29 protein-coding genes and 1 riboswitch are annotated in these 24,442 nt (G+C 33.1%); of the genes, 26 read left to right on the top strand and 3 right to left on the bottom strand.

The features are described from left to right. Both C3E89_RS02775 and C3E89_RS02780 read right to left on the bottom strand, forming a co-directional pair. Positions 1-1,112 (bottom strand): FeoB small GTPase domain-containing protein (locus tag C3E89_RS02775; RefSeq protein WP_236910973.1); only part of this gene is annotated, 1,112 nt, incomplete at its 3' end. Between the two features lie 10 nt (positions 1,113-1,122). Beyond that, on the bottom strand, positions 1,123-1,362 hold the full coding sequence (locus C3E89_RS02780) for a FeoA family protein (RefSeq protein ID WP_236910974.1): 240 nt from the start codon (positions 1,360-1,362) through the stop codon (positions 1,123-1,125). A 167-nt stretch (positions 1,363-1,529) separates the two neighbouring features. Between C3E89_RS02780 and C3E89_RS02785 the strand changes: the two genes are divergently transcribed. The 20 genes from C3E89_RS02785 (at position 1,530) to C3E89_RS02880 (ending at position 18,707) form a co-directional block, all read left to right on the top strand. After that, positions 1,530-1,715: a spore coat associated protein CotJA gene (locus C3E89_RS02785; RefSeq protein ID WP_236910975.1), complete on the top strand. Its 186-nt coding sequence runs from the start codon at positions 1,530-1,532 to the stop codon at positions 1,713-1,715. Next, positions 1,708-1,965 (top strand): spore coat protein CotJB, encoded by a 258-nt coding sequence (locus C3E89_RS02790; RefSeq protein WP_236910976.1) that lies wholly within the window; start codon positions 1,708-1,710, stop codon positions 1,963-1,965. Before C3E89_RS02785 ends, C3E89_RS02790 begins: the two co-directional genes overlap by 8 nt. Before the next feature lie 14 nt (positions 1,966-1,979). Next, complete coding sequence (locus tag C3E89_RS02795) at positions 1,980-2,552, top strand: manganese catalase family protein (RefSeq protein ID WP_236910977.1); 573 nt, start codon at positions 1,980-1,982, stop codon at positions 2,550-2,552. Positions 2,553-2,699: 147 nt separating this feature from the next. Next, complete coding sequence (locus C3E89_RS02800; protein WP_236910978.1) at positions 2,700-3,245, top strand: rubrerythrin family protein; 546 nt, start codon at positions 2,700-2,702, stop codon at positions 3,243-3,245. A 162-nt stretch (positions 3,246-3,407) separates the two neighbouring features. Continuing rightward, positions 3,408-3,671 carry an HPr family phosphocarrier protein gene (locus tag C3E89_RS02805; RefSeq protein WP_236910979.1) on the top strand — a complete coding sequence of 88 codons (264 nt, stop codon included), beginning with the start codon at positions 3,408-3,410 and terminating at the stop codon, positions 3,669-3,671. A gap of 12 nt (positions 3,672-3,683) precedes the next feature. Next, a complete protein-coding gene (gene ptsP, locus C3E89_RS02810; protein WP_236910980.1) occupies positions 3,684-5,390 on the top strand; it encodes a phosphoenolpyruvate--protein phosphotransferase in 1,707 nt (568 codons plus the stop codon). 118 nt (positions 5,391-5,508) lie between these two features. Further along, positions 5,509-6,213: a PrsW family intramembrane metalloprotease gene (locus C3E89_RS02815; RefSeq protein ID WP_236910981.1), complete on the top strand. Its 705-nt coding sequence runs from the start codon at positions 5,509-5,511 to the stop codon at positions 6,211-6,213. Positions 6,214-6,277: 64 nt separating this feature from the next. After that, positions 6,278-7,471: a CapA family protein gene (locus C3E89_RS02820; RefSeq protein ID WP_236910982.1), complete on the top strand. Its 1,194-nt coding sequence runs from the start codon at positions 6,278-6,280 to the stop codon at positions 7,469-7,471. A gap of 112 nt (positions 7,472-7,583) precedes the next feature. Continuing rightward, positions 7,584-8,420, top strand: a complete 837-nt coding sequence (gene cdaA / locus C3E89_RS02825; RefSeq protein WP_236910983.1) for a diadenylate cyclase CdaA — start codon at positions 7,584-7,586, stop codon at positions 8,418-8,420. Then, positions 8,398-9,612: a CdaR family protein gene (locus C3E89_RS02830; RefSeq protein ID WP_236910984.1), complete on the top strand. Its 1,215-nt coding sequence runs from the start codon at positions 8,398-8,400 to the stop codon at positions 9,610-9,612. The genes cdaA and C3E89_RS02830 overlap by 23 nt, the downstream gene beginning before the upstream one ends. 10 nt (positions 9,613-9,622) lie before the next feature. Further along, positions 9,623-10,708, top strand: a complete 1,086-nt coding sequence (buk, locus tag C3E89_RS02835; protein WP_236910985.1) for a butyrate kinase — start codon at positions 9,623-9,625, stop codon at positions 10,706-10,708. Further along, on the top strand, positions 10,708-11,610 hold the full coding sequence (locus C3E89_RS02840) for a phosphate butyryltransferase (protein ID WP_236910986.1): 903 nt from the start codon (positions 10,708-10,710) through the stop codon (positions 11,608-11,610). Before buk (C3E89_RS02835) ends, C3E89_RS02840 begins: the two co-directional genes overlap by 1 nt. Positions 11,611-11,623: 13 nt before the next feature. Further along, positions 11,624-12,700 (top strand): butyrate kinase, encoded by a 1,077-nt coding sequence (buk, locus tag C3E89_RS02845; RefSeq protein WP_272876556.1) that lies wholly within the window; start codon positions 11,624-11,626, stop codon positions 12,698-12,700. Positions 12,701-12,715: 15 nt separating this feature from the next. Next, positions 12,716-13,390, top strand: a complete 675-nt coding sequence (locus tag C3E89_RS02850) for a nucleotide-binding protein (protein WP_236910987.1) — start codon at positions 12,716-12,718, stop codon at positions 13,388-13,390. Positions 13,391-13,417: 27 nt separating this feature from the next. Then, a complete protein-coding gene (locus tag C3E89_RS02855; protein ID WP_236910988.1) occupies positions 13,418-13,645 on the top strand; it encodes a 4Fe-4S dicluster domain-containing protein in 228 nt (75 codons plus the stop codon). Between the two features lie 20 nt (positions 13,646-13,665). Next, positions 13,666-14,727 (top strand): 3-methyl-2-oxobutanoate dehydrogenase subunit VorB, encoded by a 1,062-nt coding sequence (locus C3E89_RS02860; protein WP_236910989.1) that lies wholly within the window; start codon positions 13,666-13,668, stop codon positions 14,725-14,727. After that, on the top strand, positions 14,727-15,473 hold the full coding sequence (locus C3E89_RS02865) for a thiamine pyrophosphate-dependent enzyme (protein WP_236910990.1): 747 nt from the start codon (positions 14,727-14,729) through the stop codon (positions 15,471-15,473). Before C3E89_RS02860 ends, C3E89_RS02865 begins: the two co-directional genes overlap by 1 nt. Then, positions 15,474-16,031, top strand: coding sequence for a 2-oxoacid:acceptor oxidoreductase family protein (locus tag C3E89_RS02870; RefSeq protein ID WP_236910991.1), 558 nt, complete (start codon positions 15,474-15,476; stop codon positions 16,029-16,031). 304 nt (positions 16,032-16,335) lie between these two features. Then, positions 16,336-16,464, top strand: a riboswitch (cyclic di-AMP (ydaO/yuaA leader). 96 nt (positions 16,465-16,560) lie between these two features. After that, positions 16,561-17,682, top strand: a complete 1,122-nt coding sequence (locus tag C3E89_RS02875) for an NAD/NADP-dependent octopine/nopaline dehydrogenase family protein (protein ID WP_236910992.1) — start codon at positions 16,561-16,563, stop codon at positions 17,680-17,682. 620 nt (positions 17,683-18,302) lie between these two features. Further along, on the top strand, positions 18,303-18,707 hold the full coding sequence (locus C3E89_RS02880; protein ID WP_236910993.1) for a hypothetical protein: 405 nt from the start codon (positions 18,303-18,305) through the stop codon (positions 18,705-18,707). Between the two features lie 18 nt (positions 18,708-18,725). Here the strand turns inward: C3E89_RS02880 and fabZ are convergent, their stop codons facing one another. Continuing rightward, positions 18,726-19,148 (bottom strand): 3-hydroxyacyl-ACP dehydratase FabZ, encoded by a 423-nt coding sequence (fabZ, locus tag C3E89_RS02885; RefSeq protein ID WP_236913429.1) that lies wholly within the window; start codon positions 19,146-19,148, stop codon positions 18,726-18,728. Positions 19,149-19,367: 219 nt separating this feature from the next. On the opposite strand from fabZ, the gene C3E89_RS02890 reads away from it, so the two are divergent. The 6 genes from C3E89_RS02890 to fabF form a co-directional block, all read left to right on the top strand. Next, on the top strand, positions 19,368-20,363 hold the full coding sequence (locus tag C3E89_RS02890) for a beta-ketoacyl-ACP synthase III (protein ID WP_236910994.1): 996 nt from the start codon (positions 19,368-19,370) through the stop codon (positions 20,361-20,363). A gap of 11 nt (positions 20,364-20,374) precedes the next feature. Then, a complete protein-coding gene (fabK, locus tag C3E89_RS02895; RefSeq protein ID WP_236910995.1) occupies positions 20,375-21,331 on the top strand; it encodes an enoyl-[acyl-carrier-protein] reductase FabK in 957 nt (318 codons plus the stop codon). Next, positions 21,328-22,287 (top strand): ACP S-malonyltransferase, encoded by a 960-nt coding sequence (gene fabD, locus C3E89_RS02900; RefSeq protein WP_236910996.1) that lies wholly within the window; start codon positions 21,328-21,330, stop codon positions 22,285-22,287. Before fabK ends, fabD begins: the two co-directional genes overlap by 4 nt. Then, positions 22,284-23,027: a 3-oxoacyl-[acyl-carrier-protein] reductase gene (gene fabG / locus C3E89_RS02905; RefSeq protein ID WP_236910997.1), complete on the top strand. Its 744-nt coding sequence runs from the start codon at positions 22,284-22,286 to the stop codon at positions 23,025-23,027. The genes fabD and fabG overlap by 4 nt, the downstream gene beginning before the upstream one ends. A gap of 18 nt (positions 23,028-23,045) precedes the next feature. Continuing rightward, positions 23,046-23,273: an acyl carrier protein gene (gene acpP, locus C3E89_RS02910; RefSeq protein WP_236910998.1), complete on the top strand. Its 228-nt coding sequence runs from the start codon at positions 23,046-23,048 to the stop codon at positions 23,271-23,273. A 35-nt stretch (positions 23,274-23,308) separates the two neighbouring features. Further along, a partial coding sequence (fabF, locus tag C3E89_RS02915; RefSeq protein ID WP_236910999.1) for a beta-ketoacyl-ACP synthase II occupies positions 23,309-24,442 on the top strand: 1,134 nt, incomplete at its 3' end.

Genomic DNA, 24,442 nt, shown 5'->3' on the forward strand with positions numbered 1-24,442 from the left:
GCCAAAGTTCTATATACTCCAAATATTAGCATTCCATGAAGCCAAATAGGAGGATTTAGCCTTAGGAAAGCTTCACTTAATTTTGGTTCCATAGTGAAAAAAAGTCTTGAAAGCATTTCTGAGGGATAATTAGACCCAATTATTGTTATCCAAAATATACCGCCCAATAATAATAACATAATAGGATAGCCTATCAATCTATTTGTAAGTATATCATCTATTATTTTGTCCCAATTCCTATTATTAGTATTATTAATGTATATAACTTCATTGGCTATTATTTCAGCTTTTTCATACAATGTAGTGACAATTTTTTCACCTAAGTTATTATATTTATTTATAATATTATCTATTTGAATTAAAGTGTTAATATTGCCAGTTTTCAACAAAATATTTTTGATTTGCATTTTCATATTTAAATCTCCGTCTATTAGTCTTAATCCAATCCAGCGAAGATTATAGACCTCATCTAACGAGTTTTTTAAGATCTTTTCTATTTCAGCTATAGTACTTTCTATGGTGTTATCGTAAATTGTCTTATTGGGGTTTATTTTTAATTCATTATTAACTATTTTGTCAATGGTCTGAAGCAATACATTAATTCCTATACCTTCTCTTGCAATTATAGGGATAACGGGTATGTTTAAAAAGTCTTCTAGTTTATCAATATCAATACTAATACCTTTTTTTTCAACTTCATCCATTAAATTTATACACATTATTACATTATCTGTAGCTTCCATTATCTGTAGAACTAGATTTAAATTTCTCTCTAGACTAGTACCATCAACTAAGACCAAAGTTATTTTAGGATTTCCAAAACATATAAAATCCCTAGATATTTCTTCTTCCTGGGAGTTTATAAATAAAGAGTAGGTACCAGGTAGATCTACTAGCATATAATCATTTTCATTATAACTAAAATATCCTTTAGCATTGGCTACAGTTTTTCCTGGCCAATTGCCAGTATGCTGTTTTAACCCTGTTAAATGATTGAACAAAGTACTTTTGCCAGTGTTTGGGTTGCCAGCCAATCCGATTATAATTTTATCATCAATATTTTCTGATGTAATATTATCCTCTATATTATTATTAATAGTTCTATCTACCATAGCGCATCACCTATATTTTACGTATTAAAATATTTTCAGCTTCTTCTTTGCGAATAGCTATTATAGTACCCCTAATATTAAAAGCAATTGGATTACCAGCAGGACTATACCTTTCAGTCTTAACTTTAGTATTGGGAATTAGTCCCAAATCTAAAAACCTTCTTTTAAGATGATTGTCTCTAATTAATGCAACTCTTCCAACATCCCCTATGGGGAGACAACTTAAGGAAAACTGTTCTTTTGAATCCATATAGCTAGACCTCCTTAAATTCAATGGAGTTCTCCATTTTATTTACTTTTATACTATGAATTAAACTTAATATAGGTTACAACTTTATATTTTATCTTTGTAACAATTAAGCTTATATAACGTACTATGTATTAAAAATAAATATATTTACATGGGGAGGATTGGAAATGAATAGTGATTATTATGAAAGAGGAAGGGAAAAACAACTAGCTAGAGCCTATATACCATTTCAAATTATGAATCAAGTATTTAGTGCAAGTGAAGCCCTTAAAAAAGGTACTTTATTTCCAGAACTGTATATGCCATATAAGAAAGAGAGGATGAATTTGGATGGAGGTGGCTTTTATGGATAGGGAACAAAAAAGACTATTGAGAGAGATAATGGAAGTTGAATTTGTGCTAGTAGAAACCAACCTTTATTTAGACACTCATCCAAATGATGAAAGAGCATTGAGACTTCATAACAGTTACTCTCAAAAACATCATGAGCTAAAGTCCTTATATGAGGCAAAATATGGCCTACTAACATTTATTGGAATGAGTGGCTGTCCATGGTCTTATATAAATGAGCCTTGGCCTTGGGAAATAAACTTTGATATCTAATAGGGGGGAAAATTATGTGGATATATGAAAAAAAATTACAGTATCCTGTTAGGGTAGATACAACTAATCCTACTTTGGCAGCTATGATAATAGAACAATTTGGCGGTGCAGATGGTGAGTTATCCGCGGGTATCAGATACTTAACTCAAAGATGGACTATGCCCACTAATCAGGCAAAGGCTTTGTTAACAGATATAGGCACAGAAGAATTGGCCCATTGGGAAATAATAGGAACTTTGGTTTGGAGGCTAGTAAAGGATGCCACAGTAGATGAGATTAAGGGTACTCCTTTCGAAGCTCATTATGTAAATCATGGTAAGAGTCCATTTCCTCATAATGCTGCAGGAGCCCCTTGGACTGCTACATTTATAAATTCAAAGGCTGATCCTGTAGCAGACCTTCACGAAGATATGGCAGCAGAAGAAAAAGCTAGGGCAACCTATGAATGGTTAATAAATATAAGTGATGATCCAGGAGTAACAGATACCTTACGGTTTCTAAGGGAAAGAGAAATAGTTCATTTCCAAAGATTTGGAGAAGCACTTATGATAGTACAAGATGAATTAAATAGAAAGAAATATTACTAGAAGTAGAGAGGGAACTCTCTACTTCTTAATTTTGATTAAATGAAAATTTGAATTTGGGATTTCTAACCCTAGACTTATCTGTTTAAAAAAGATATAATAAGGTATATATATTATGATATATAATATATTTATGAAGGGGGAATACATATGAACGCAATGACAGCAGACAATTTAAGATCAGCTTATGGTGGCGAAAGTCAAGCACATATGAGATACAGAATCTGGGGTGACAAAGCTGAAAAGGATGGTTTCCCAACTGTAGCAAGATTATTTATGGCTACTTCTGATGCAGAAGAAGTACATGCTACATTACATTTTAAGGCTTTAAAAGATGAGAAAGGTGATTTTTCTGTAACTTCAGGTGGAGGATTTGGTTATGGTTCCACATCAGAAAATTTACAAGGAGCTATAAATGGAGAACTATTCGAAGTAGAACAGATGTATCCAGCTTACATAGCTGTAGCTGAAATGCAAAATGAAAAGGCAGCTATTTCAGCTATGAGATATGCAATTGAAGCAGAAAAAGTTCATGCCGAATTATTTACTAAAGCCAAAGAAGCTGTAGACCAAGGAAAAGATTTAGAAGCAAAAACTGTATTATTATGTCCTGTATGTGGATTCATTAGTTTAACTGGAGAAGAAGATAATTGTCCATTATGTAATGCAAAAAAAGAATTATTTAAAGAATATTAGTAGGGTGCCGAGTGGCACCCTACTTTTTTATGCAAACCTTTTCATTAAGACAAAGTTTTACAAAATATTTAAATAATAGGAAATAGTTATAAGTATACTAAGTATGCTAAACAATAATAAATTATTTCAAATTAATTAAAAATTGTTAAGGAGGAATAAATAATGTTTAAAGAAGAAGTAATATTAAAAAATGAAACAGGACTTCATGCTAGACCAGCAAGCTTATTTGTAAAGGAGGCTTCTAGATTTACATCTGAAGTAACTGTAATTAAAGATGGAAAAGAATACAATGCAAAGAGTATTATGGGGATACTAAGTATGGGAGCAGGAAAAGGAGATACAATTTTAATTCAAGCTGAAGGAAGTGACGCTGAAGAAGCTGTAAAGACATTGGTAAAATTAGTAAATGATAATTTTAACGAATAGGAGGCATTTCAAATGAAAGCCATAGGAACCTCATCAGGGATCGCCTTAGGTACTGTGCTGGTATATAAAGAACCTGAAATCATAGTAGAAAAAAAAGTAATTGATAATATAGATTATGAAATTGAAAGATTAAATAAAGCAGTAGAGCAAGGTCTAAAGGAGATTCATGAATTATATGAGGAAACTTTCAAAACAGTAGGAGAAAAAGAAGCAGGAATATTCAATGCTCACAAGATGATGATAGAAGACCCTGAATTTAATGATGGCATAAAAACAAAAATAAGAGAAGAAAAGGTAAATGTAGAATGGGCAGTTAAAGAAGTAGCAGATTATTATATATCCGTATTTGGTAATATAGAGGATGAATATTTAAAAGAAAGGGCTTTAGATTTAAAGGATGTATCTAAAAGGTTATTAAGGATATTATTAGGCGTAGAAGGCACAGATTTAAGATCTATAAAAGAGAAATCAATTATAGTAGCAGAGGATTTAATACCTTCCGATACAGCCCAAATGGACAAAGAAAAGGTAGTAGGCATAGTAACCGAATTAGGCGGTAAAACTTCTCATACATCAATTATGGCTAGGACCTTAGAGATACCAGCAGTAGCTGGTGTAAAAGATATAACTAATATAGCAAAAAATGGAGATTTTATGATAATTGATGGAGGAGAGGGAATAGTATTATTAAATCCTTCTGAAGATGAGATACAGCTATTTGAAAATAAGAAAAAAGAATATGAAGAATTTAAATTAAAGACTAGAGAAATGAAGGGTAAAGAAAGTATATCAAAAGATGGGGTTAGAGTAGAAATAGCTGCTAATATTGGCACCCCTAAAGATGTAGACAAAGTTATAGAAAATGATGGTGAAGGTGTAGGGTTATATAGGACAGAATTCCTTTACATGGATAGTGATAAACTACCTACGGAAGATGAGCAATTTGAATCCTACAAAATAGTAGCTGAAAGATTAAAGGATAAACCAGTAATAATCAGGACTTTAGACGTAGGTGGAGATAAGGATATACCTTATCTAAATCTTCCGGAAGAAATGAACCCTTTCCTAGGCTATAGGGCTATTAGACTTTGCCTAGATAGAATAGATATATTTAAAACTCAACTAAGGGCGCTGTTAAGAGCTTCAGCTTTTGGAAATATAAAAATCATGTTTCCTATGATATCAAATATAAAGGAAATAAGGGATGCTAAAAAAATATTACAAGAAGCGAAGGAAGAGTTAAGGAAAGAAAATATTCCATTTAATGAAGATATAGAGGTAGGCATAATGGTAGAAATACCAGCTGTAGCAGTTCATTCAGATATTTTTGCAAAAGAAGTTGATTTCTTTAGTATAGGAACCAATGATTTGATTCAATACACCTTGGCAGTAGATAGGGGAAATCAAGATATATCCTATCTATATAATCAGTATCATCCAGCTGTGTTAAAACTTATAAAAATGACCATAGAAAATGGACATAAGGCAGGAATATGGGTTGGCATGTGTGGAGAGGCAGCAGGGGATGAGAAATTAATACCTATATTGCTAGGTATGGGATTAGATGAATTTAGTATGAGTTCATCTTCTATATTAAAGGCTAGATATATAATTAACAATACTTCAAAAAAGGAAATAGAATCCATGTTAGATGAAATATTGAGTTTGCCTACAGCAGAAGATGTAGAAAAGTTCATCGATGATAATATAATAAAATAAAGATTTAGAACCTATATTTATATTAATATAAATATAGGTTCTAATTTTAGTGTTTTTTAGGATTAAATTTTGAATCTTTACCAATAATATAATTAACTATATTATTGGAGGCGATATTTTGAATATTAGATTATTCGTCATAGCTATAACTCCTGCTATAGCCATAATATTCGGTATATACTTGAGTGATAGACATGATAGAGAACCTGCAAAGCTATTGATATTAACCTATCTATTAGGAGCTTTAGCGGTAATACCTATTTTAATAGTTGAAGAGTTGTTATTAAGTTTTAATATTTTCTCTGGAGTATTAGGGGCTTTTTATACAGCTTTTATTGTAGCAGGATTCACAGAAGAATATTTTAAAAGGCTAGTTATATTGAAAGTTCCTTATAAGACAAAATATTTTAATGAAAAATTAGATGGAATAGTTTATGGAGTATTTTCTGCTATGGGATTTGCTACGGTAGAGAATATTGTGTATGTAGTATATAGATATGCTAACAATCCTCATGTTGGCCTATATCGAGGTATTTTTTCAGTACCAGCTCATGCTGTATTTGGTATAACTATGGGATATTATCTTTCTTTAGCTAGGTTTGATACAGATAATAGAAGAGCTAGAAAAAATATGAGAAGATCTCTTTATATGCCTATGCTCTTACATGGTACTTTCAATTTTATATTAATGTCTGGCATTCCTCAGCTTAGTTTACTATTTGTCCCCTATGTAATTTATATATGGTGGATCAACCAAAGAAAGTTGAGCAAATTTATATATGATTCTAAAAATAGATATATAGATATTGAGAGAGAAGAATAACTAGGTTGAAAATTCTTTTCATAAATTATAAAATGATAGTATAACTTATGAAATGGAGATATTTATGAAAAGACAATATATCACATTAATTGTAATCTTTGGAGTTGTTTCCCTTTTTATTGCCAATCAACTTTTATCCAATCCAATAGACATAGAGACTAGGACAAGCTCTCTGGATGAAGTAGAGCCCCCAATACCTATAGAAGAATTTGAAGAAAAACCTAATACTACTGCCACTATTCTAGCAGCTGGTGATATAATGTTTCACATGCCTCAGATAAGATCTGCTTATGACTCAGAAAGCAAAAACTATGATTTTAAAGATGTATTTAAATATGTGAAAAAACATATAGAATCTGCTGATTTATCTATTGCTAATTTTGAAACTGTTACTGCAGGTAGTGAAATAGGTTTCTCTGGATTTCCTAGGTTTAATTCCCCAGAGGAAACTTTGGAAGCTATAAAGTATGCTGGTTTTGACATACTTACTACTGCTAATAACCATGCTTTAGATCAGGGTAAAGAAGGATTAATAAATACCATAATGGCTATAGAAGAACAAGGTATGAAAAACATTGGCACATACAAAGAAAAGAAAGATAGTATCTTAATTGAAGAAATAAACAAGATAAAAATTGCTTTATTGTCCTATTCCTATGGGCTTAATGGATTAGAATATACTTTAACAGATGAAGAATTTTCTTATATGGTAAATAAAATAGAAGAAAATAAAATTGAAGATGATATTAACAAGGCTAAGAATTTAGGATCAGATGTAGTGGTAATTTTTGTTCATTGGGGAAATGAATATCAGAAAGAACCTTCCGAATATCAAATAGAATTAGGAAGAAAAATGATAGAATGGGGGGCCGATATAGTCCTAGGTAGTCACCCTCATGTAGTCCAGAAATCAGAAGTTATCAATTACAATGGAAAAGATAATTTTATTATATATTCTATGGGGAATTTTCTTTCTAATCAAAGAAAGGTCAATATGGACAATAAATATACAGAGGACGGTATAATGGTAAATATTCAATTAGAAAAAGACTTTTCTAAAGGAGAAACCAATATCAAAAACATTACCTATATACCTACTTGGGTTAGGAGGTATGAAGATAATGGTTTAAAATATGAAATATTGCCTGTTGAAGATTTTTTAGAGAATAAAGAATTATACTCTATAATCGATGAAAAGGAAAGAAAAAGAATTAAAGAGTCCTATAGGGACACTCTGGATAAGATGACGCAAAATTGACTAAATTCTGAATATATTAACATTAATAAATTACTATTATTTAGTTCAAATTACTATTTATTTGTTATATAATAATAATGTGTGATAAAACATGATAAAGGTGTGGTAACCCTTGGAATTTTTAAGAGGATTATTTTTAAATTTAAGAGTAAGAGATATTATAGATATTTTAATTGTTGCTATAGCCTTTTATAAACTTTTTATGCTGATTAGAGAAACAAGGGCTGAACAACTTAGTAAAGGAATTATTGCCTTATTTGTATTTACGAAGATAAGTGAATGGATTGAGCTTTATACTGTATATTGGATTTTAGAAAAAGCTATGACAGTAGGAGTATTAGCAATTCTTATAGTTTTCCAACCTGAGTTAAGAAGGGCTTTAGAATATATAGGCAGAAGTAGTTTTTTCACTAAATCATTTATAGAAATTAAAGACGAGAGTTTAAGTCAAGTAGTAGATGAAATCGTAGAAGCTGTAGCTTCCCTTTCTAGGCAAAAAATCGGGGCCCTTATCGTTATGGAAAGAACCACAGGTCTAAGTGAAGTAGTAGAAACAGGAACCAAAATAGATGGTAAAGTTTCCAGTGACCTCCTTATAAACATTTTTATTCCCAATACACCCCTCCATGATGGTGCAGTAATTATAAAAGAAGATATGATAAAGGCTGCTGGATGTTTCTTGCCATTAACGGATAATACATCACTTAGTAAAGATTTAGGTACTAGGCATAGGGCTGCTCTTGGTATTTCTGAAAAGTCTGATAGTCTATCTATAGTAGTATCGGAAGAAACAGGAGCTATTTCCATTGCTGAAAGTGGTAGTTTAGCTAGATATTTAGACACAAAGACTTTAACTCAAATATTGATGGATATGTATAAACCTAAAGATCAAAAACAAACTTTTATTACAAAATGGAGGCGAAAAGATGAGCAAAGAGAAGAAGAATGATTTAACATTAAAAATCTTTGCTTTAGTTATAGCTATCATTTTGTGGAGCTATGTTATGAGTGAAGTAAATCCACCTTTTACAAGTGAATTTAAAAATGTGAATGTAGATTTTATAAATGAATCTGCCCTAGAAAAACAGGGATTGGTAGTAATGGAACCTAAGAATGCAAATATTAGGGTAAGTGTTTCTGGCAGAAGGTCTGAAGTATTACAAGTATCTGGGAGCGATATAATTGCGCAAGTAGATTTAAATGGCTATTCAGAAGGGAATGTAAAAGTTCCTGTATATGTCCAAGTTCCAAGCGATGTTAGAATAGTAGATTATAGCCCTAAAGAAATTTTATTTAAATTTGATAAAATTATTAGAAGGGATAGTCCTGTAGCCGTTGAAACCCAAGGTAATTTACCTAAAGGATATGTTTTAGGTACTCCAGAGGTAAAACCTCAATCCGTATATATAGAGGGACCAAGAACTTGGATAAATTCCGTTGCAAAAGCTGTAGCTTTTGTAAAGGTTACAGATAAAACGGAGGATATCAAAGCAACAGTACCAATTAAGGTAGTAGATGATGAAGGAAATGATGTAAGAGGAATATCAAAAGAACAAAATGTAGTAGATATATTTATTCCTGTATATCAAACTAAAAAAGTACCAATAGAATTACAGACTGAAAGCCAATTGCCAGATAACTATGAAATAGTCAATGTAAATATCAATCCAAGTACTATTGAAATAAAGGGCAAAAAGGCCAATTTATCTGGAGTAAGCTCCATCAGTACTAAACCTATAGATATAAATTCTTTAATTGGTAATAGGAATGTACCAGTAGAACTGGAGTTACCTGAAGGTGTAAGTTTAGTGGATCCAAATCAAAAAGTTACTATAACCTTGAATATAGATGAGACTATAACCCAGACTTTTGACTACACACTAAAGGATGTTGAAATTGTGAATTTAGATACAAGTCTTAACATAGATGAAGAGGAATTAAATAGGCCCTTTACAATTACAATCAAAGGATCTAGTTCTAAAATAAACTCACTAGAAAAAGAGGATATAGATTTAAGATTAGATTTAAGGGATTTAGAAGAAGGAACCCATAAGGTAAATCCAGAAATAATAGCTGAAGATGGAATAGAAATAATAAGTGTTATACCTGACAGTTTTGATATAACATTAGTTCCAGAATAAGGAGGCTAGAATGGATAGGAAATATGTCTTAGTAATCAATCCAGGATCAACCTCAACGAAGGTAGCTGTCTATAATAGGGAAGTCGAAATAAAAGTTAATACACTAGAACATAAAAAGAGTGAATTAGAAAGATATGATAGAATTTCAGATCAATATAGTTATAGATTATACTTAATCCAAAGCTGGCTAGAAAGAGAAAATATTGATAGAAGTAGTTTAAAAGCGGTTGTAGGTAGGGGAGGACTGTTAAGATCGATTCCAGGAGGTACTTATATAGTAACGGATAAAATGGTTGAAGATTTAAGACTAGGCATAAGCGGAGAACATGCTGCTAACTTAGGAGGTATTTTAGCTAGAGGGATTGGTGATGAGGAAAAGATTAATTCTTATATAGTAGATCCTGTTTCTGTTGATGAATTTGAAGAGGTAGCAAGAATTTCAGGTCTAAACCTAATAGAAAGAAAATCTTTAATACATGCTCTAAACATTAAGGCTGTCTCCTATAGGAGAGCCAAGGAGCTTGAGAAAGATATAAAAGATCTTAATTTAATAGTAGCTCATCTAGGAGGAGGCATTTCCATAGCACCTGTACAAAGAGGGCGCATGATAGATGTAAACAATGCCAGTGAAATGGGACCTTTTTCACCAGAAAGGACAGGCGGTCTACCGGTAGGAAGCTTAGTAGAAATGTGTTATTGTGGAAAGTATAGCTTTGAGGATATGAAAAAGAAGATAAAGGGAAAAGGTGGGCTAATGTCTTATCTAGGAACCATAGATGCTAGAGAGGTAGAGGATAGGATTAAATCAGGAGATGAATATGCAAAACTTGTATATGATGGGATGATATATCAAATAGGTAAAGAAATAGGAGCAGCGGCTACAGTATTAAAAGGGAAAGTAGATAGTATTATTTTAACTGGTGGTTTAGCCTATTCTAATTATTTAGTAAGAAGCTTAAAAGGGATGGTATTATTTATATCAGATACTGTAGTCTATCCTGGTGAAGATGAAATGAGTGCTTTAAATCAAGGAGTATTAAGAATAATAAATGGAGAGGAAAAACCTAAAATATATGAAGATGAGGTGATGTTCTAATGATTAAATCCTTTGTAGATTTAATATCTTTAGCTCAAGAGAAAGGGAAAAAGAGGCTATCCGTTGCAGTAGCAGAAGATAAGCCGGTATTAGAGGCGGTTAAAGCCGCAGTAGATTTAAATATAGTACAACCAATCTTAGTAGGAGACAAGCTAAAAATAGAAGAAATTAGTAAGGAAATTGGCTTAGACCTATCTAATGTTGAAATAATTGACGAGAAAGATGGGATATTGGCTGCAAGAAAAGCTACTGAATTAGTTAGCAGTGAAAAGGCAGATATATTGATGAAAGGATTAATAGATACATCTATTATTATGAAGCAGGTATTGGACAAGGAAATAGGCCTTAGAACTGGAAAGATAATTAGTCATGTGGCAGTATTTGATGTAAATACCTATCATAAGATTTTCTTTGTAACAGATGCAGCTATGAATATCAGTCCAGATTTAGACCAAAAGAAAGGAATAATAGAAAACTCTGTAGAATTAGCCCATGCATTAGGAATCGATATTCCAAAGATAGCAGTTGTTGCTGCTAAGGAAAAGGTTTCCCCTAAGATGGAAGCTACTGTTCATGCAAAGGAATTAGCTGATATGAATAGTAATAATCAAATTAAAGATTGTATAGTTGAAGGACCTTTTGCTTTAGATAATGCTATATCTAAGGAGGCAGCTGAACATAAAGGAATAAAATCTGTTGTAGCTGGAGATGCAGATATACTGTTAATGCCAGATATTGAAGCTGGAAATGTTTTATATAAGTCTTTAACCTTTTTAGCTGGCTCTAAAAGTGCAGGAATAATATTAGGAGCAAAGGCTCCAATTGTATTGACTTCAAGGGCAGATAGTCAAGAAGCAAAACTACATTCTATTGTATTGGGAGTATTATTAACATCAAAATAGAGGAGGACAATGAATGGCAATAAATTACAGGCTACTTATTATCAACCCAGGTTCTACATCTACAAAAATTGGAGTTTTCGATAATGAAAATATAATATTTGAAGAAACCTTAAGACATTCTGTAGAAGAATTGTCTAAATATGAAAAGATATTTGATCAATATGAATTTAGAAAAGATATTATTTTAAAAACATTGGAAAAAAATCAAATTCCAATAGATTCTCTATCAGGAATTGTAGGACGTGGAGGATTACTTAAACCTATTGAAGGTGGCACTTATGAAGTAAATGAGAAGATGCTAGAAGATTTAAAAATTGGAGTCCTAGGAGAGCACGCTTCAAATTTAGGCGGTATTATTGCCTATGAAATTGGTCAAACAATAAATGCCAAAGCTTTTATTGTGGACCCTGTTGTTGTTGATGAATTAACAGATGTAGCTAGAATTTCAGGATTGAAGGAGATAGAAAGAAAGAGTATATTTCATGCATTAAATCAGAAAGCAGTGGGAAGGCGACATGCAAAGGCTAAGGGGACAAAATATGAAGATTTGAATCTAATAATTGTTCACTTAGGAGGAGGCATTTCTGTAGGAGCCCATGAAAAAGGGAAGGTAATAGATGTTGCTAATGCATTAGATGGAGAAGGACCTTTTTCACCAGAAAGATCAGGAGGATTGCCTGTTGGTGATTTAATCAAACTTTGCTATTCTGGGAAATACAGTTATGAAGATATGAAAACTATGATTAAAGGGAAAGGAGGAATAGTTTCTTATCTAAATACCAACAATGCATTAGAAGTATGTGAAAGGATAAATTCTGGAGATGAATATGCAGAATTAGTCTATTATGCCATGGCATATCAAGTGGCAAAAGAGGTAGGTAGTTGTGCTGTAGCATTAAAGGGAAAGGTAGACGGCATTTTATTAACTGGTGGTATAGCCCATGATAAGATGTTTACAGCGTGGATAGAAGAAAGAGTTAAATTTATATCCGATGTATATATCTATCCTGGTGAAGACGAATTAACTGCATTAGCAGAAGGTGGATTAAGGGTTTTAAGAGAAGAAGAAAAAGCAAAAGAATATATTTAGAATTTAGGTGAAAATATGCTAAATGATAAAAGATTAAGATTTATAATTGGCCATTATGGTAGTGGAAAGACTGAGTTTAGTATTAATTATGCAGTTAAACTAGCAGAAATGGGCAAAAAGGTTGCAATTGCAGATTTAGATATAGTAAACCTCTATTTTAGAAGTAGGGAAAAAACTGATATTTTAGAAAAACTAGGTATAAAAGTAATTGGAAGCTCCATAAAAGGAGCTGCAGTAGATATACCAGCTATATCTGCTGAAGTACAAACTCCTATGCAAGATACTTCTTATGAAGCAATTATAGATGTAGGTGGAGACCCTGTTGGAGCTAGGACACTAGGTCGGTATAATGAATATTTTGTTCAGGGTCAATATGATATGTTTTTTGTATTAAATGCCAATAGACCTGAAACTCAAACAGTAGAAAAATCTATAGAATATTTAAGAAAGATTGAAGATACTGCTAGAGCTAAAGTAACAGGTATAGTAAACAACACTCATATGTTAAAAAGTACTACAGTAGAAGATGTACTAAGAGGGCAAGAATTAGCAGAAAAGGTATCTGAGAGAACCAATATTCCAATTAAATATATATCTGCAATAGAAAGGGTTGCAGAAGAACTACCAAAAAATTTAAAAGGCGAAATTTTCCCGATGACTTTATATATGAGGGAAGAGTGGATGGTCTAATAATATAAAACATAAGGAGGTTTTATGATGGCCAAAGTAAAAGGAAAAGTAACATTCCAGGAAGACCTTTGTAAGGGATGTGGTCTATGTGTTTCTGTTTGCCCTGTAAAGATCATATCCTTAAATACTGACAGAATAAATGCAAAGGGTTATCATCCAGCTATTATTGATGAGATGGATAAATGTATAGCTTGCGCTAGTTGTGCAACTATGTGTCCAGATTTAGTAATAACTGTTGAAAGATTGAATAAATAATTTTTTAAGGAGGGTTATTAATGGCTAAAGTTCTCATGAAGGGAAACGAAGCTATAGGGGCTGCTGCTATAAAAGCAGGATGTAAATATTTTTTTGGATACCCTATAACACCACAAAGTGAATTACCTGAATATATGGCTAGAGAACTACCAAAGATTGGTGGAGTTTTTCTACAAGCAGAATCTGAAATAGCTGCAATTAATATGGTTTATGGTGCGGCAGGAGCAGGCGTTAGAGTTATGACTTCTTCATCGAGTCCAGGTATATCACTAAAACAAGAAGGTATATCTTATATTGCAGGAGCAGAACTACCATGCTTAATAGTCAATATAATGAGAGGTGGCCCAGGCCTTGGAAGTATACAACCTTCTCAAACTGATTATTTTCAAGCAACAAGAGGTGGAGGAAATGGCGACTACAGACTTGTAGTACTAGCTCCAGCTAATGTACAGGAATTGGTAGACCTGATAATAGAAGGATTTGATATTGCAGACCAATATAGAAATCCAGTTATGATATTAGGTGATGGAATGATAGGACAAATGATGGAACCTGTAGAGTTTAAAGAACCAAAACAAAGGAATCTACCTGAAAAAGATTGGGCAACTACTGGCACTAAAGGAGAAAGAAAACCAAATATTATAAACTCTCTATATTTAGCTCCAGAAGAATTAGAAGAACACAATATAAGGCTACAAGCAAAATACAAAACAATAAAAGAAAATGAGGTAAAAGTTGAATCTTATAATATCGAAGATGCAGATGTAGTTATAGCAGCCTATGGGACTACATCTAGAATCGCTAGAACAGCTATATCTCAATTAGAAAAAGAAGGATATAAGGTCGGACTTATTAGACCTATTACTCTATGGCCTTATCCTTATGATGAATTTAATAAAATAAGCGACAATTGTAAAGGCATATTAACTGTAGAAATGAATACAGGTCAAATGATAGATGATGTAAAAATAGCAGTTAAAGGGAAATACCCAGTATACTTCCATGGTAGAACCGGCGGTATGGTACCGACACCTAATGAAATCATTGAAAAGGTTAAAGAAATCTATGGAGGTGAAAAATAATGACAGTAGTATTTAAGAAGACTAAAGGATTAACAGATGTTTCTACTCACTATTGTCCTGGGTGTACTCATGGAATTATCCATAGATTAGTTGGAGAAGTTTTAGAAGAATTAGGAGTACTAGACAATGCTATTGGTGTAGCACCTGTAGGATGTTCAGTTCTTGCTTATAAATATTTTAATTGCGATATGCATGAAGCAGCACATGGTAGGGCACCAGCTGTAGCAACAGGAATAAAAAGGGTTAGACCAGAGAACTTTGTATTTACTTACCAAGGAGATGGGGATTTGGCTTCCATAGGGACAGCTGAAATAGTTCATGCAGCTCATAGAGGAGAAAAGATATCCACTATATTTGTAAATAATGCAATCTATGGAATGACAGGAGGACAAATGGCTCCTACTACCTTAATTGGACAGAAAGCTACTACGGCACCTTTAGGAAGAAGTGAAGCTCATTCTGGGAAACCAATTAGGATGTCAGAGCTTTTAGCAACTATAGATGGAGCTAAGTTTGTTGAAAGGGTAACTGTTACAACGCCAGCTCATGTAAGAAAGGCAAAAAAAGCTATAAAAGAATGTTTCCAGGTTCAAATAGAAGGAAAAGGCTTTGGAATCGTAGAGGTATTATCTACATGTCCAACTAACTGGGGATATACACCAGAAGAAGCTTTAAGATGGCTTGAAGATAATATGATTCCTTATTATCCTCTAGGAAACTTTAGAAGACCAGAGGAGGTGGAGTAAATGGAAGAAAGAATAACTATTGCAGGATTTGGTGGACAAGGTGTAATGGCTATAGGTCAACTTTTAACTTATGCAGGAATGATAGAAGGAAAACATGTATCATGGTTACCTTCCTATGGACCAGAAATGCGTGGAGGTACAGCAAACTGTAGTGTTATCGTATCCAGCGATCCAGTAGGTTCTCCAGTAGTAGTTAATTCTACAACAGCTATAGTTATGAATAAACCATCCTTAGATAAGTTTGAACCAACTGTTTTTGAAGGCGGTAAATTATTTATTAATTCATCTTTAATAGAAGAGAAAGCAGAAAGGAAGGATATAGAAGTATATTATATACCTGCCAATGAAATAGCAGATGAATTAGGTAATATGAGAGTTGCGAATATGGTTATGCTAGGGGCTTATCTAGAAGTAAGTAAAACAGTAGATGTAGAATCTATACTTGAAGGTTTTACAAAAGTATTTGGTGAAAATAGAGCTCACTTAATTCCTATAAATAAAGAAGCTCTAGAAAAAGGAGCAGAAATTGCAAGAAAACAAGTAAAAGCAATGGTATAAATATGATTAATTAAGACCGATTCCCATTAATGAGAATTGGTCTTAATTATTATTACAATCTATAGATATAATTTTCATTAAAAAGATTTGCATTGAATAAGAATTTATGATATACTAATAGTGGTATGATTATGCTTTTTTAATTCTAAATTAAACTTCTATATAACTCAATTCATTCATTAGCTTCATTGTCTAATAATGATTTATTAATAAATCATTTCAAACATTATTATATAGATATTATCTTATTATTTTTAAACAATTAAAGTTCAAAATCTTAATTTTATTGACTATTAATATAATTCTATATTTATCGCTGAATTCTTGTGAAAGAAGCGGGGGAACCATTTAACTGGGGTGAATCCATTTAGGACGGGCAAAATCCCTTAGCCCGAACCCGTCAGCTAACCTCGCAAGCGCAGAGGGGGATTGATAATGTATTGTCATTTATCGACTATGGGGAGCCCTCTATAGTCTTTTATTTTACTTTAAAATCATATAGGGAAATTATGGGATAGGAGGTAATAGTATGAAGAAAGATTTAGTTTATGCAGTAATTGGGGCAGGCAATGGAGGCATTGCAATGGCAGGATATTTAAGCCTATTAGGCTACAAGGTGAATTTATATAATAGAACTTTGGATAGTATACTACCATTAATTGAAAGTCCTAAAATTAGATTAACTGGTGAAGTAGAAGGGGAAGGAAAGTTAAAATTAGTAACTAATAGTATTGAAGAAGCTATTGAAGATGCTAATATTATAATGGTGACTGTACCTGCTATGGGGCATTACCATCTCGCTAAGGCTATGGCTCCTCATTTAAAGGATGGACAAATAATTGTATTAAATCCTGGTAGAACAGGAGGAGCATTAGAGGTTTATGCTACTATTAGGCAATGTGGTTCTAATAAAGATATAACAGTAGCTGAAGCTCAAACTTTTATTTATGCATGTAGAAAGACATCAGAAACTAGTGCTCATATATTTAAAACAAAGAAGGAAGTAACCTTAGCTGCAATTCCATCGATAAAAACAAATCATGTAATAGAGATGGTTAATGAAGCTTATCCACAATTTATAGCAGCTAGAGATGTAATTGAAACTAGTATCAATAACTATGGGGCCATATTCCATCCGGGGCCTACTCTTTTAAACAGTGGACATATAGAAAGGGGGGCTCCTTTCGATTACTATACAGAAGGTATAACTCCATCTATAGGTAACTTTTTAGAAAAGATGGATGCAGAAAGGATGAAAATAGGATTATTACTTAATGTGGATACTTTATCTGCTAAAGACTGGTTAGAGGAGACCTATGGAGCTAAAGGTAAAAATCTATATGAAGCAGTGCAAAATAATCCAGCATATAAAGGGCTACAAGCACCAAAGGGATTAAATATAAGGTATATTTATGAAGATGTGCCTTATAGTTTAATTCCTATGTCGTCTATAGCCAAGGAGTTTAACATAGAAACTCCTGCCATAGACTCTATAATTAGGATAGCTGGATTGATAACGGGTGTAGACTTCTTCCAAGAAGGCAGGACTGTTGAAAGATTAGGATTGAAGGGTTTATCAGTGAAAGAAATCCATGAATTTGCAGAAAAAGGTAGGATATTAAGGGGTGAAGAAGAGGTGGCAGCTTCATGAAAAAAATTCTGGTATGTAAGTCATCAGGAATACCCCAATGATGCTGGAGGTGTTCCTATACCAACAGAAGATCATTTTAGGAAATTATACGAAGCAGCTCAAAGATGCAATGAAATGGCGTGGGGAAAGGAATATTAGATGCATCTTCTTTAAAAGGAAATCCAGTTTGTAGAGGGAGTTTAAATACAAAAATAATAAGTAGGGTTATGCCTATGACAATAAGAGAAATAGAATAATATCTAAGGTAGAAAGACCTGAAGGAATTTTTGAAAATAGCAAAATTTAAATTTTCTAAGCAAACTTGAAATACTGCAAGTTTGCTTTTTACATGATTTTTTCTTCCCTTGAAATATATACAGTTATGTAGTACTATATAGATACAATAATTGGGACTTTGTACCTACAATATTTTTGAATTTCCGACATAATTCTTTTAAATATTATAAAAATGGGTATAGGACAGATATCTTAAATTTCCTAGGAAATAATCTATATATATCGATAAAAAAATTAAATTAAGGAATTTTGTCTTATGTTTATTACTAAACAAGATCATAATATTTGGATATAAGCATAGAATTAAATAGATTTATTTAATAACGAGATAGAGGTGTATTTTCATGGGGGAACAGAATAAAAAAATAGAGAATTGTGTAAAAATGGCTTTAAATTTTTTACAAAATACTAATTCTATCAAAGGATTAGATATAATAATAGACATCTATGATGAAATTAGATATTCAGGCATAGATAAGAAAGATATTAACCAAAAAATTTTAAGGATATTACATAATTTAATAGGTTCAGATAGCTTAGATCCCTTATTAGAAAAAGAAGACAAAAAAGTATTATCATCATTTTTAGAAGATTTTCTAAAAATAAACTGCGAATCAGGAAACTGGCACTTAGGCAACAAAGAGTTTACAGAATTGACGTTAGATGAATTTTATCGTGTATTAATAGAAGTTAAGTATTTAAAAGAAAGAGAATTAGTGAATAGAAACGAGTTATCTATTAATCATTAATAGATAACTCGTTTCTATTTATTCTATAGCGAATAAAAACTCACCCTCAGTTGCTATTTCATTATCTTTGAAGGCTATTCCTTTTCCTATTCCAAGAGAACCTCTAATCTTTACAATTTCTATCTCCATTCTAAGTATATCTCCAGGTAAAACTTTTTTCTTAAAACGAGCCTTATTAATTCCCGCAAAATAAGGAGTTTTTCCTTTATATTTTTCTTCAGACAATAAAACAACTGCACCTACTTGAGCCATGGCTTCCATTATTAAGACTCCTGGCATTATGGGCATATGGGGAAAATGGCCTTGGAAAAAGGGTTCATTTATAGTTATATTTTTATATCCAATTCCTTTTTTACCACTGGTAATTATTTCAACTTTGTCAACTAATAAAAAAGGATATCTATGAGGAATAACCTCTAATATATCTCTAATATATAAAATATTTTTCACTATATCACCTCTTAACATCATTTTAAGTAGAAATTATAATATTGACCATTTTATAAAAATAATATATACTAATTCATAAAGTTTTTGTTATCCATATAATATAATACAGAAACTTGAAATTTTTAGCAACTAGTTTTAACTGGATAGTAAAAATAGAAGGGAGAGGATAAAAAGATAAAACTCCAAAAATATACTTACGGAGGTGTAAAATTGAATAGTCTATATTCAGTCGGTATAACTGGCATAGGTAGTTATGTACCAGAAAAGATAATCACTAACTATGATTTATGTAAAATGGTGGATACATCAAATGAATGGATAGTAGAAAGAACTGGTATACAAGAAAGAAGGATTGTAGACCAAAGTTTATCTACATCAGATATTGCAACTATTGCAGCTAATAAGGCCTTAGAAGATAGCAATACAAATTCTAAAGAAATAGATCTTATTATAGTAGCAACTGCAACTCCAGATATGGCCTTTCCTTCAACAGCATGTGTAGTACAGAAAAATATCCAGGCTATAAATGCAGCAGCTTTTGATATATCCGCAGGATGTTCTGGATTTATCTATGGTCTATCTATAGGTTTCAATTTTATTAAAGCTGGGACATATAAAAAGGTATTAGTAATTGGAGGAGAGACATTATCTAAAATTGTCAACTGGGAAGATAGAAATACTTGCGTTCTATTCGGAGATGGAGCAGGGGCTTGTATATTGGAAAGATGTAAAGGTGGATTTGGTTTTCTAACCTTTGATCTAGGTTCAGATGGAAATAATGGTCATCTACTTATTCAACCAGCTGGCGGTTCAAGACTACCTGCAAGTTATGAAACTGTATCAAACAGACTTCACACCATAAAGATGGATGGAAGGGAAGTATTTAAATTTGCTGTAAGGATAATAGAAAAATCTTCTAAAGAAGTATTGAGGAAAGCCAATATACTTTTGGAGCAGATAGATTTGTTAATTCCTCATCAGGCTAATATGAGGATAGTCCAATCTGCAATAAAAAAACTCCAATTAGAAGAAAATAAAGTTTATATAAACTTAGATAAGTATGGAAATATGTCTTCAGCTTCTATTCCAGTAGCATTGGATGAAGCCTATAAGAAGGGAATTTTTAGTAAAGGGGATCTAGTATTGCTAGTAGCCTTTGGCGCTGGCTTGACATGGGGGTCAACCCTATTAAGATGGAACAAATAGGAGGGGTGATTATGTTTGATACAAGGGTATGTAAACTACTAAATATTAAATACCCAATTATACAAGGAGGCATGGCATGGGTAGCTACTCATGAATTAGCAGCAGCTGTTTCTCAAGGTGGAGGATTAGGAATTATTGCAGCAGGTAATGCGCCATCTGAGATAGTAAGAGACGAAGTTAGAAAGGCAAGAAGGTTAACAGACAAACCTTTTGGAGTAAATATAATGCTAATGTCGCCTTTTGCTGAGGATATAGTAGGTATAATCTGTGAAGAAAGGGTTCCTGTGGTGACTACAGGTGCAGGAAATCCAGCCAAATTCATTAAGAAATTTAAGGAATATGGTGTGAAAGTAATACCTGTAGTACCTACTGTGTCTTTAGCAAGGAGATTAGAGCGGGAAGGTGTCGATGCCTTAATTGTAGAGGGAACGGAAGCTGGTGGCCATATTGGAGAATTAACTACTATGGCCTTAGTTCCTCAAGTAGTAGATGCAGTTAAGATTCCTGTTATAGCAGCAGGAGGTATTGGTGATGGAAGAGGGTTTTTGGCTTCACTATCCCTAGGAGCAGAAGGAGTCCAACTAGGGACTAGATTTGTATGCTCAACTGAATGTACAGCTCATGAAAATTTTAAAGAAATGATAATAAAGTCTAAGGATAGACAGACGACAGTTACTGGAAGAACTACTGGCTATCCAGTTCGGGTTATTAAGAATAGATTTACTAAGGAATATTTAGAATTGGAGGGAAAAGGATTATCCTTTCAGGAGTTAGAAGATTTCGGTGCAGGTAGACTTAGGTTAGCTGTAAAAGAAGGGGATATTACCAAAGGTTCTGTCATGGCAGGACAGATTTCAGGTCTTATAAAAGAGGTAAAGCCCTGTAAAGATATAATAGAGGGTATTATTGACTCTGCCATAGAACAAATGAGCAGTTTACTCTCCATGAAGGGGGGCGGAGGTCAATGAGAAAGGTTGCCTTTATTTTTCCAGGTCAAGGTTCCCAATATGTAGGAATGGGAAAAGATTTTTATGAAGCTTTTCCCGAATCTAAGCAGGTATTTGAAGAAACGAATGAATCTTTAAAGATGAATATAAGGGATATTTGTTTCCAGGGAAGAAATGAAGAGTTAATAAGGACGGAAAATACTCAACCTGCCATACTTGCAACTAGCATTGCAATGATGAAAGCATTGGAAAAAGAAGGAATAGATTGTGAATTTACTGCAGGACTCAGTTTAGGAGAATATACTGCTTTGGTGAAATCTGAAGCTGTTGGCTTTCGAGATGCCCTTTGGCTTGTAAGGGTTAGGGGAAAGCTTATGCAAGAAGCAGTGCCAGAAGGAATAGGTGGTATGGCAGCCATACTAGGTTTAAGTAGAGAAAAGGTGTTAATGGCTATAGAAAAGGTGAAAGACCATAATATAGTGGAAGTAGCCAATTATAATTCCCCAGAGCAAATAGTTATTTCTGGAGAAAAAGAGGGAATTCAATTGGCTTGCCAGGAGGCAATAAAACTTGGAGCTAAAAAAGCTGTTCCCCTACCTGTTAGCGCACCTTTTCACTCTAGTTTACTGAAACCTGCTGGTGAGAGATTGAAAGAAGAATTAGACAAAGTAAAGTTATGGGATTTAAATAAAAATTTAGTTTCCAATGTAGATGGGAAGCCTGTTACCTGCAAGGAAGAGATAAAAGAGAAATTAGTAAATCAAGTAAGTAGTTCTGTGTTATGGCAAGACAGTATAGAATTTATGATGAGGGAAGGAGTAAATACCTTCATTGAAATAGGTCCAGGAAAAACCCTTACAAGTTTTGTAAAGAGAATTGGAAAATCAATAGATAAGCCAGTAGAAACCTTTAATGTTAACAGTATAGAAACTTTGAAAAAAACTATAGACTCCTTTGGAAAGGAGGTGACAAATTGAATTTAGTAGGAAAAAATGCTTTAGTGACAGGTGGTTCTCGGGGTATAGGCAAAGCCATTGCCCTTGAACTTTCAAAAAATGGTATTAATGTAGCTATTAGCTATATTAATAATAAAGAGAAGGCTGAGGAGGTGGTATATGAAATAGAGAAAAATGGAGTTAAAGGGATGGCAGTGAAAGCTAATATCTCAAAAGAAGAGGATGTGCTGAACATGGCTAAAGATATCGATGCTGAAATGGGTCCTATAGATATACTAGTAAACAATGCAGGAATAACTAAGGATAATTTGATAATCCGCATGAAAATTGAGGAATGGAATGATGTAATAGAAACAAATCTTAAGGGTACCTATCTTTGTACTAAATCCTTTGTTAAGGGAATGATGAAGAAAGGATATGGAAAGATAATAAATATTGCTTCTATCGTAGGAATTACAGGAAATTTTGGTCAGGGAAACTACAGTGCTTCTAAGGCAGGAGTTATTGGATTTACAAAATCTATGGCTAAAGAGTTAGCTAGTAGAGGCATAAATGTAAATGCAATAGCACCTGGCTTCATAAGAACAGATATGACAGAAATCTTAAAGGATGATATTAAGGATTCACTGGTTAAAAGTATTCCAATGGGCAGAATAGGTAAACCTAAAGATATTGCCAACATTGTAGTATTTTTAGCTAGTGAAGAATCTGACTATATTACTGGCCAAGTAATAAATGTTGATGGTGGAATGGTTATGTAGATTAAAGGAGGATGAAAAATGACAAATTTTGAAAGAGTAAAAAATATTATTATAAACACTTTGGAGATAGATGAGGTGGAAATCATTACTATGGAAACTTCTATAATGGACGATCTAGATGCAGATTCATTAGATGCAGTAGAGGTAATGATGGCTTTAGAAGATGAATTTGATATTGAAATACCAGATGAAGATGCTGAGAAATTCAAGAATATAGGTGATATAGTACGATATATTGAAGAATAAATTAACTAATATTCTATTGGTTGGGAGGCTTATAATTGAAAAGAGTAGTTATTACAGGATTAGGGGCCGTTACACCTATTGGCATAGGCAGAGATAAGTATTGGAATTCCCTTTTAAGAGGTAAGTCGGGCATAGATTATATCACTAGATTCGATACAGAAAAATATGATACTAAGATCGGAGCAGAGATTAAGGACTTTTCTCCTGAGGATTTTATGGATAGAAAAGAAGCTAGAAGGATGGATAGATTTACTCAATATGCTATAGCTGGCACTTCTTTAGCGTTGGAGGATGGAGATATCAAACTAGAAAAATTAGATAAGGAAAGAATTGCAGTAGTTATAGGTTCTGGTATAGGCGGTATGGAAACTTTAGAGAAGGAACATTCTAAATTGCTGGGAAGAGGGCCTAAAAGGGTAAGCCCCTTATTCATCCCTATGATGATATCCAACATGGCACCAGGACAGATTTCCATGGTATATGGAATAAAAGGTCCTAGTTTCGCCATTACTACCGCTTGTGCTTCAAGTACCCATGCTATTGGGGAATCCTTTAGGATGATACAAAGAGGTATAGCTGATCTAATTATTGCAGGAGGTAGTGAAGGAGCTATAACACCTATTTCATTAGCAGGATTTAATTCTATGAAAGCTTTATCTACAAGGAATGAAGAGCCTACTAAGGCTAGTAGGCCTTTCGATAAGGAAAGGGATGGCTTTGTAATAGGAGAAGGAGCAGGAATTCTCATACTAGAAGAGTTAAACCATGCATTAGATAGAGGTGCAACAATATATGGGGAAATTATTGGATACGGAGCCACCTCTGATGCCTATCATATTACTGCACCTGATCCTGAAGCAGAAGGAGCTAAAAGAGCTATGGAACTAGCTTTAAAAGATGGTAAGGTTCATTTTAGTAATATAGACTATATAAATGCCCATGGCACAAGCACCTATTATAACGATAAACTGGAAACTTTGGCAATAAAGAAGGCGTTTAAAGAGCATGCCTATAATCTAGCCATAAGCTCTACTAAATCCATGACTGGCCATTTATTGGGAGCTGCCGGTGGAATAGAGGCTATAGCAACTATATTAGCCATTAAGGAAGGGATAATACCCCCTACTATAAACTATGAAAATCCAGATGAAAGCTGTGATTTAAACTAT

Origin of the sequence: Clostridium sp. Cult1, from assembly GCF_021655095.1 — a bacterium.
In the GTDB taxonomy this organism is placed as follows: domain Bacteria; phylum Bacillota; class Clostridia; order Tissierellales; family Tepidimicrobiaceae; genus Schnuerera.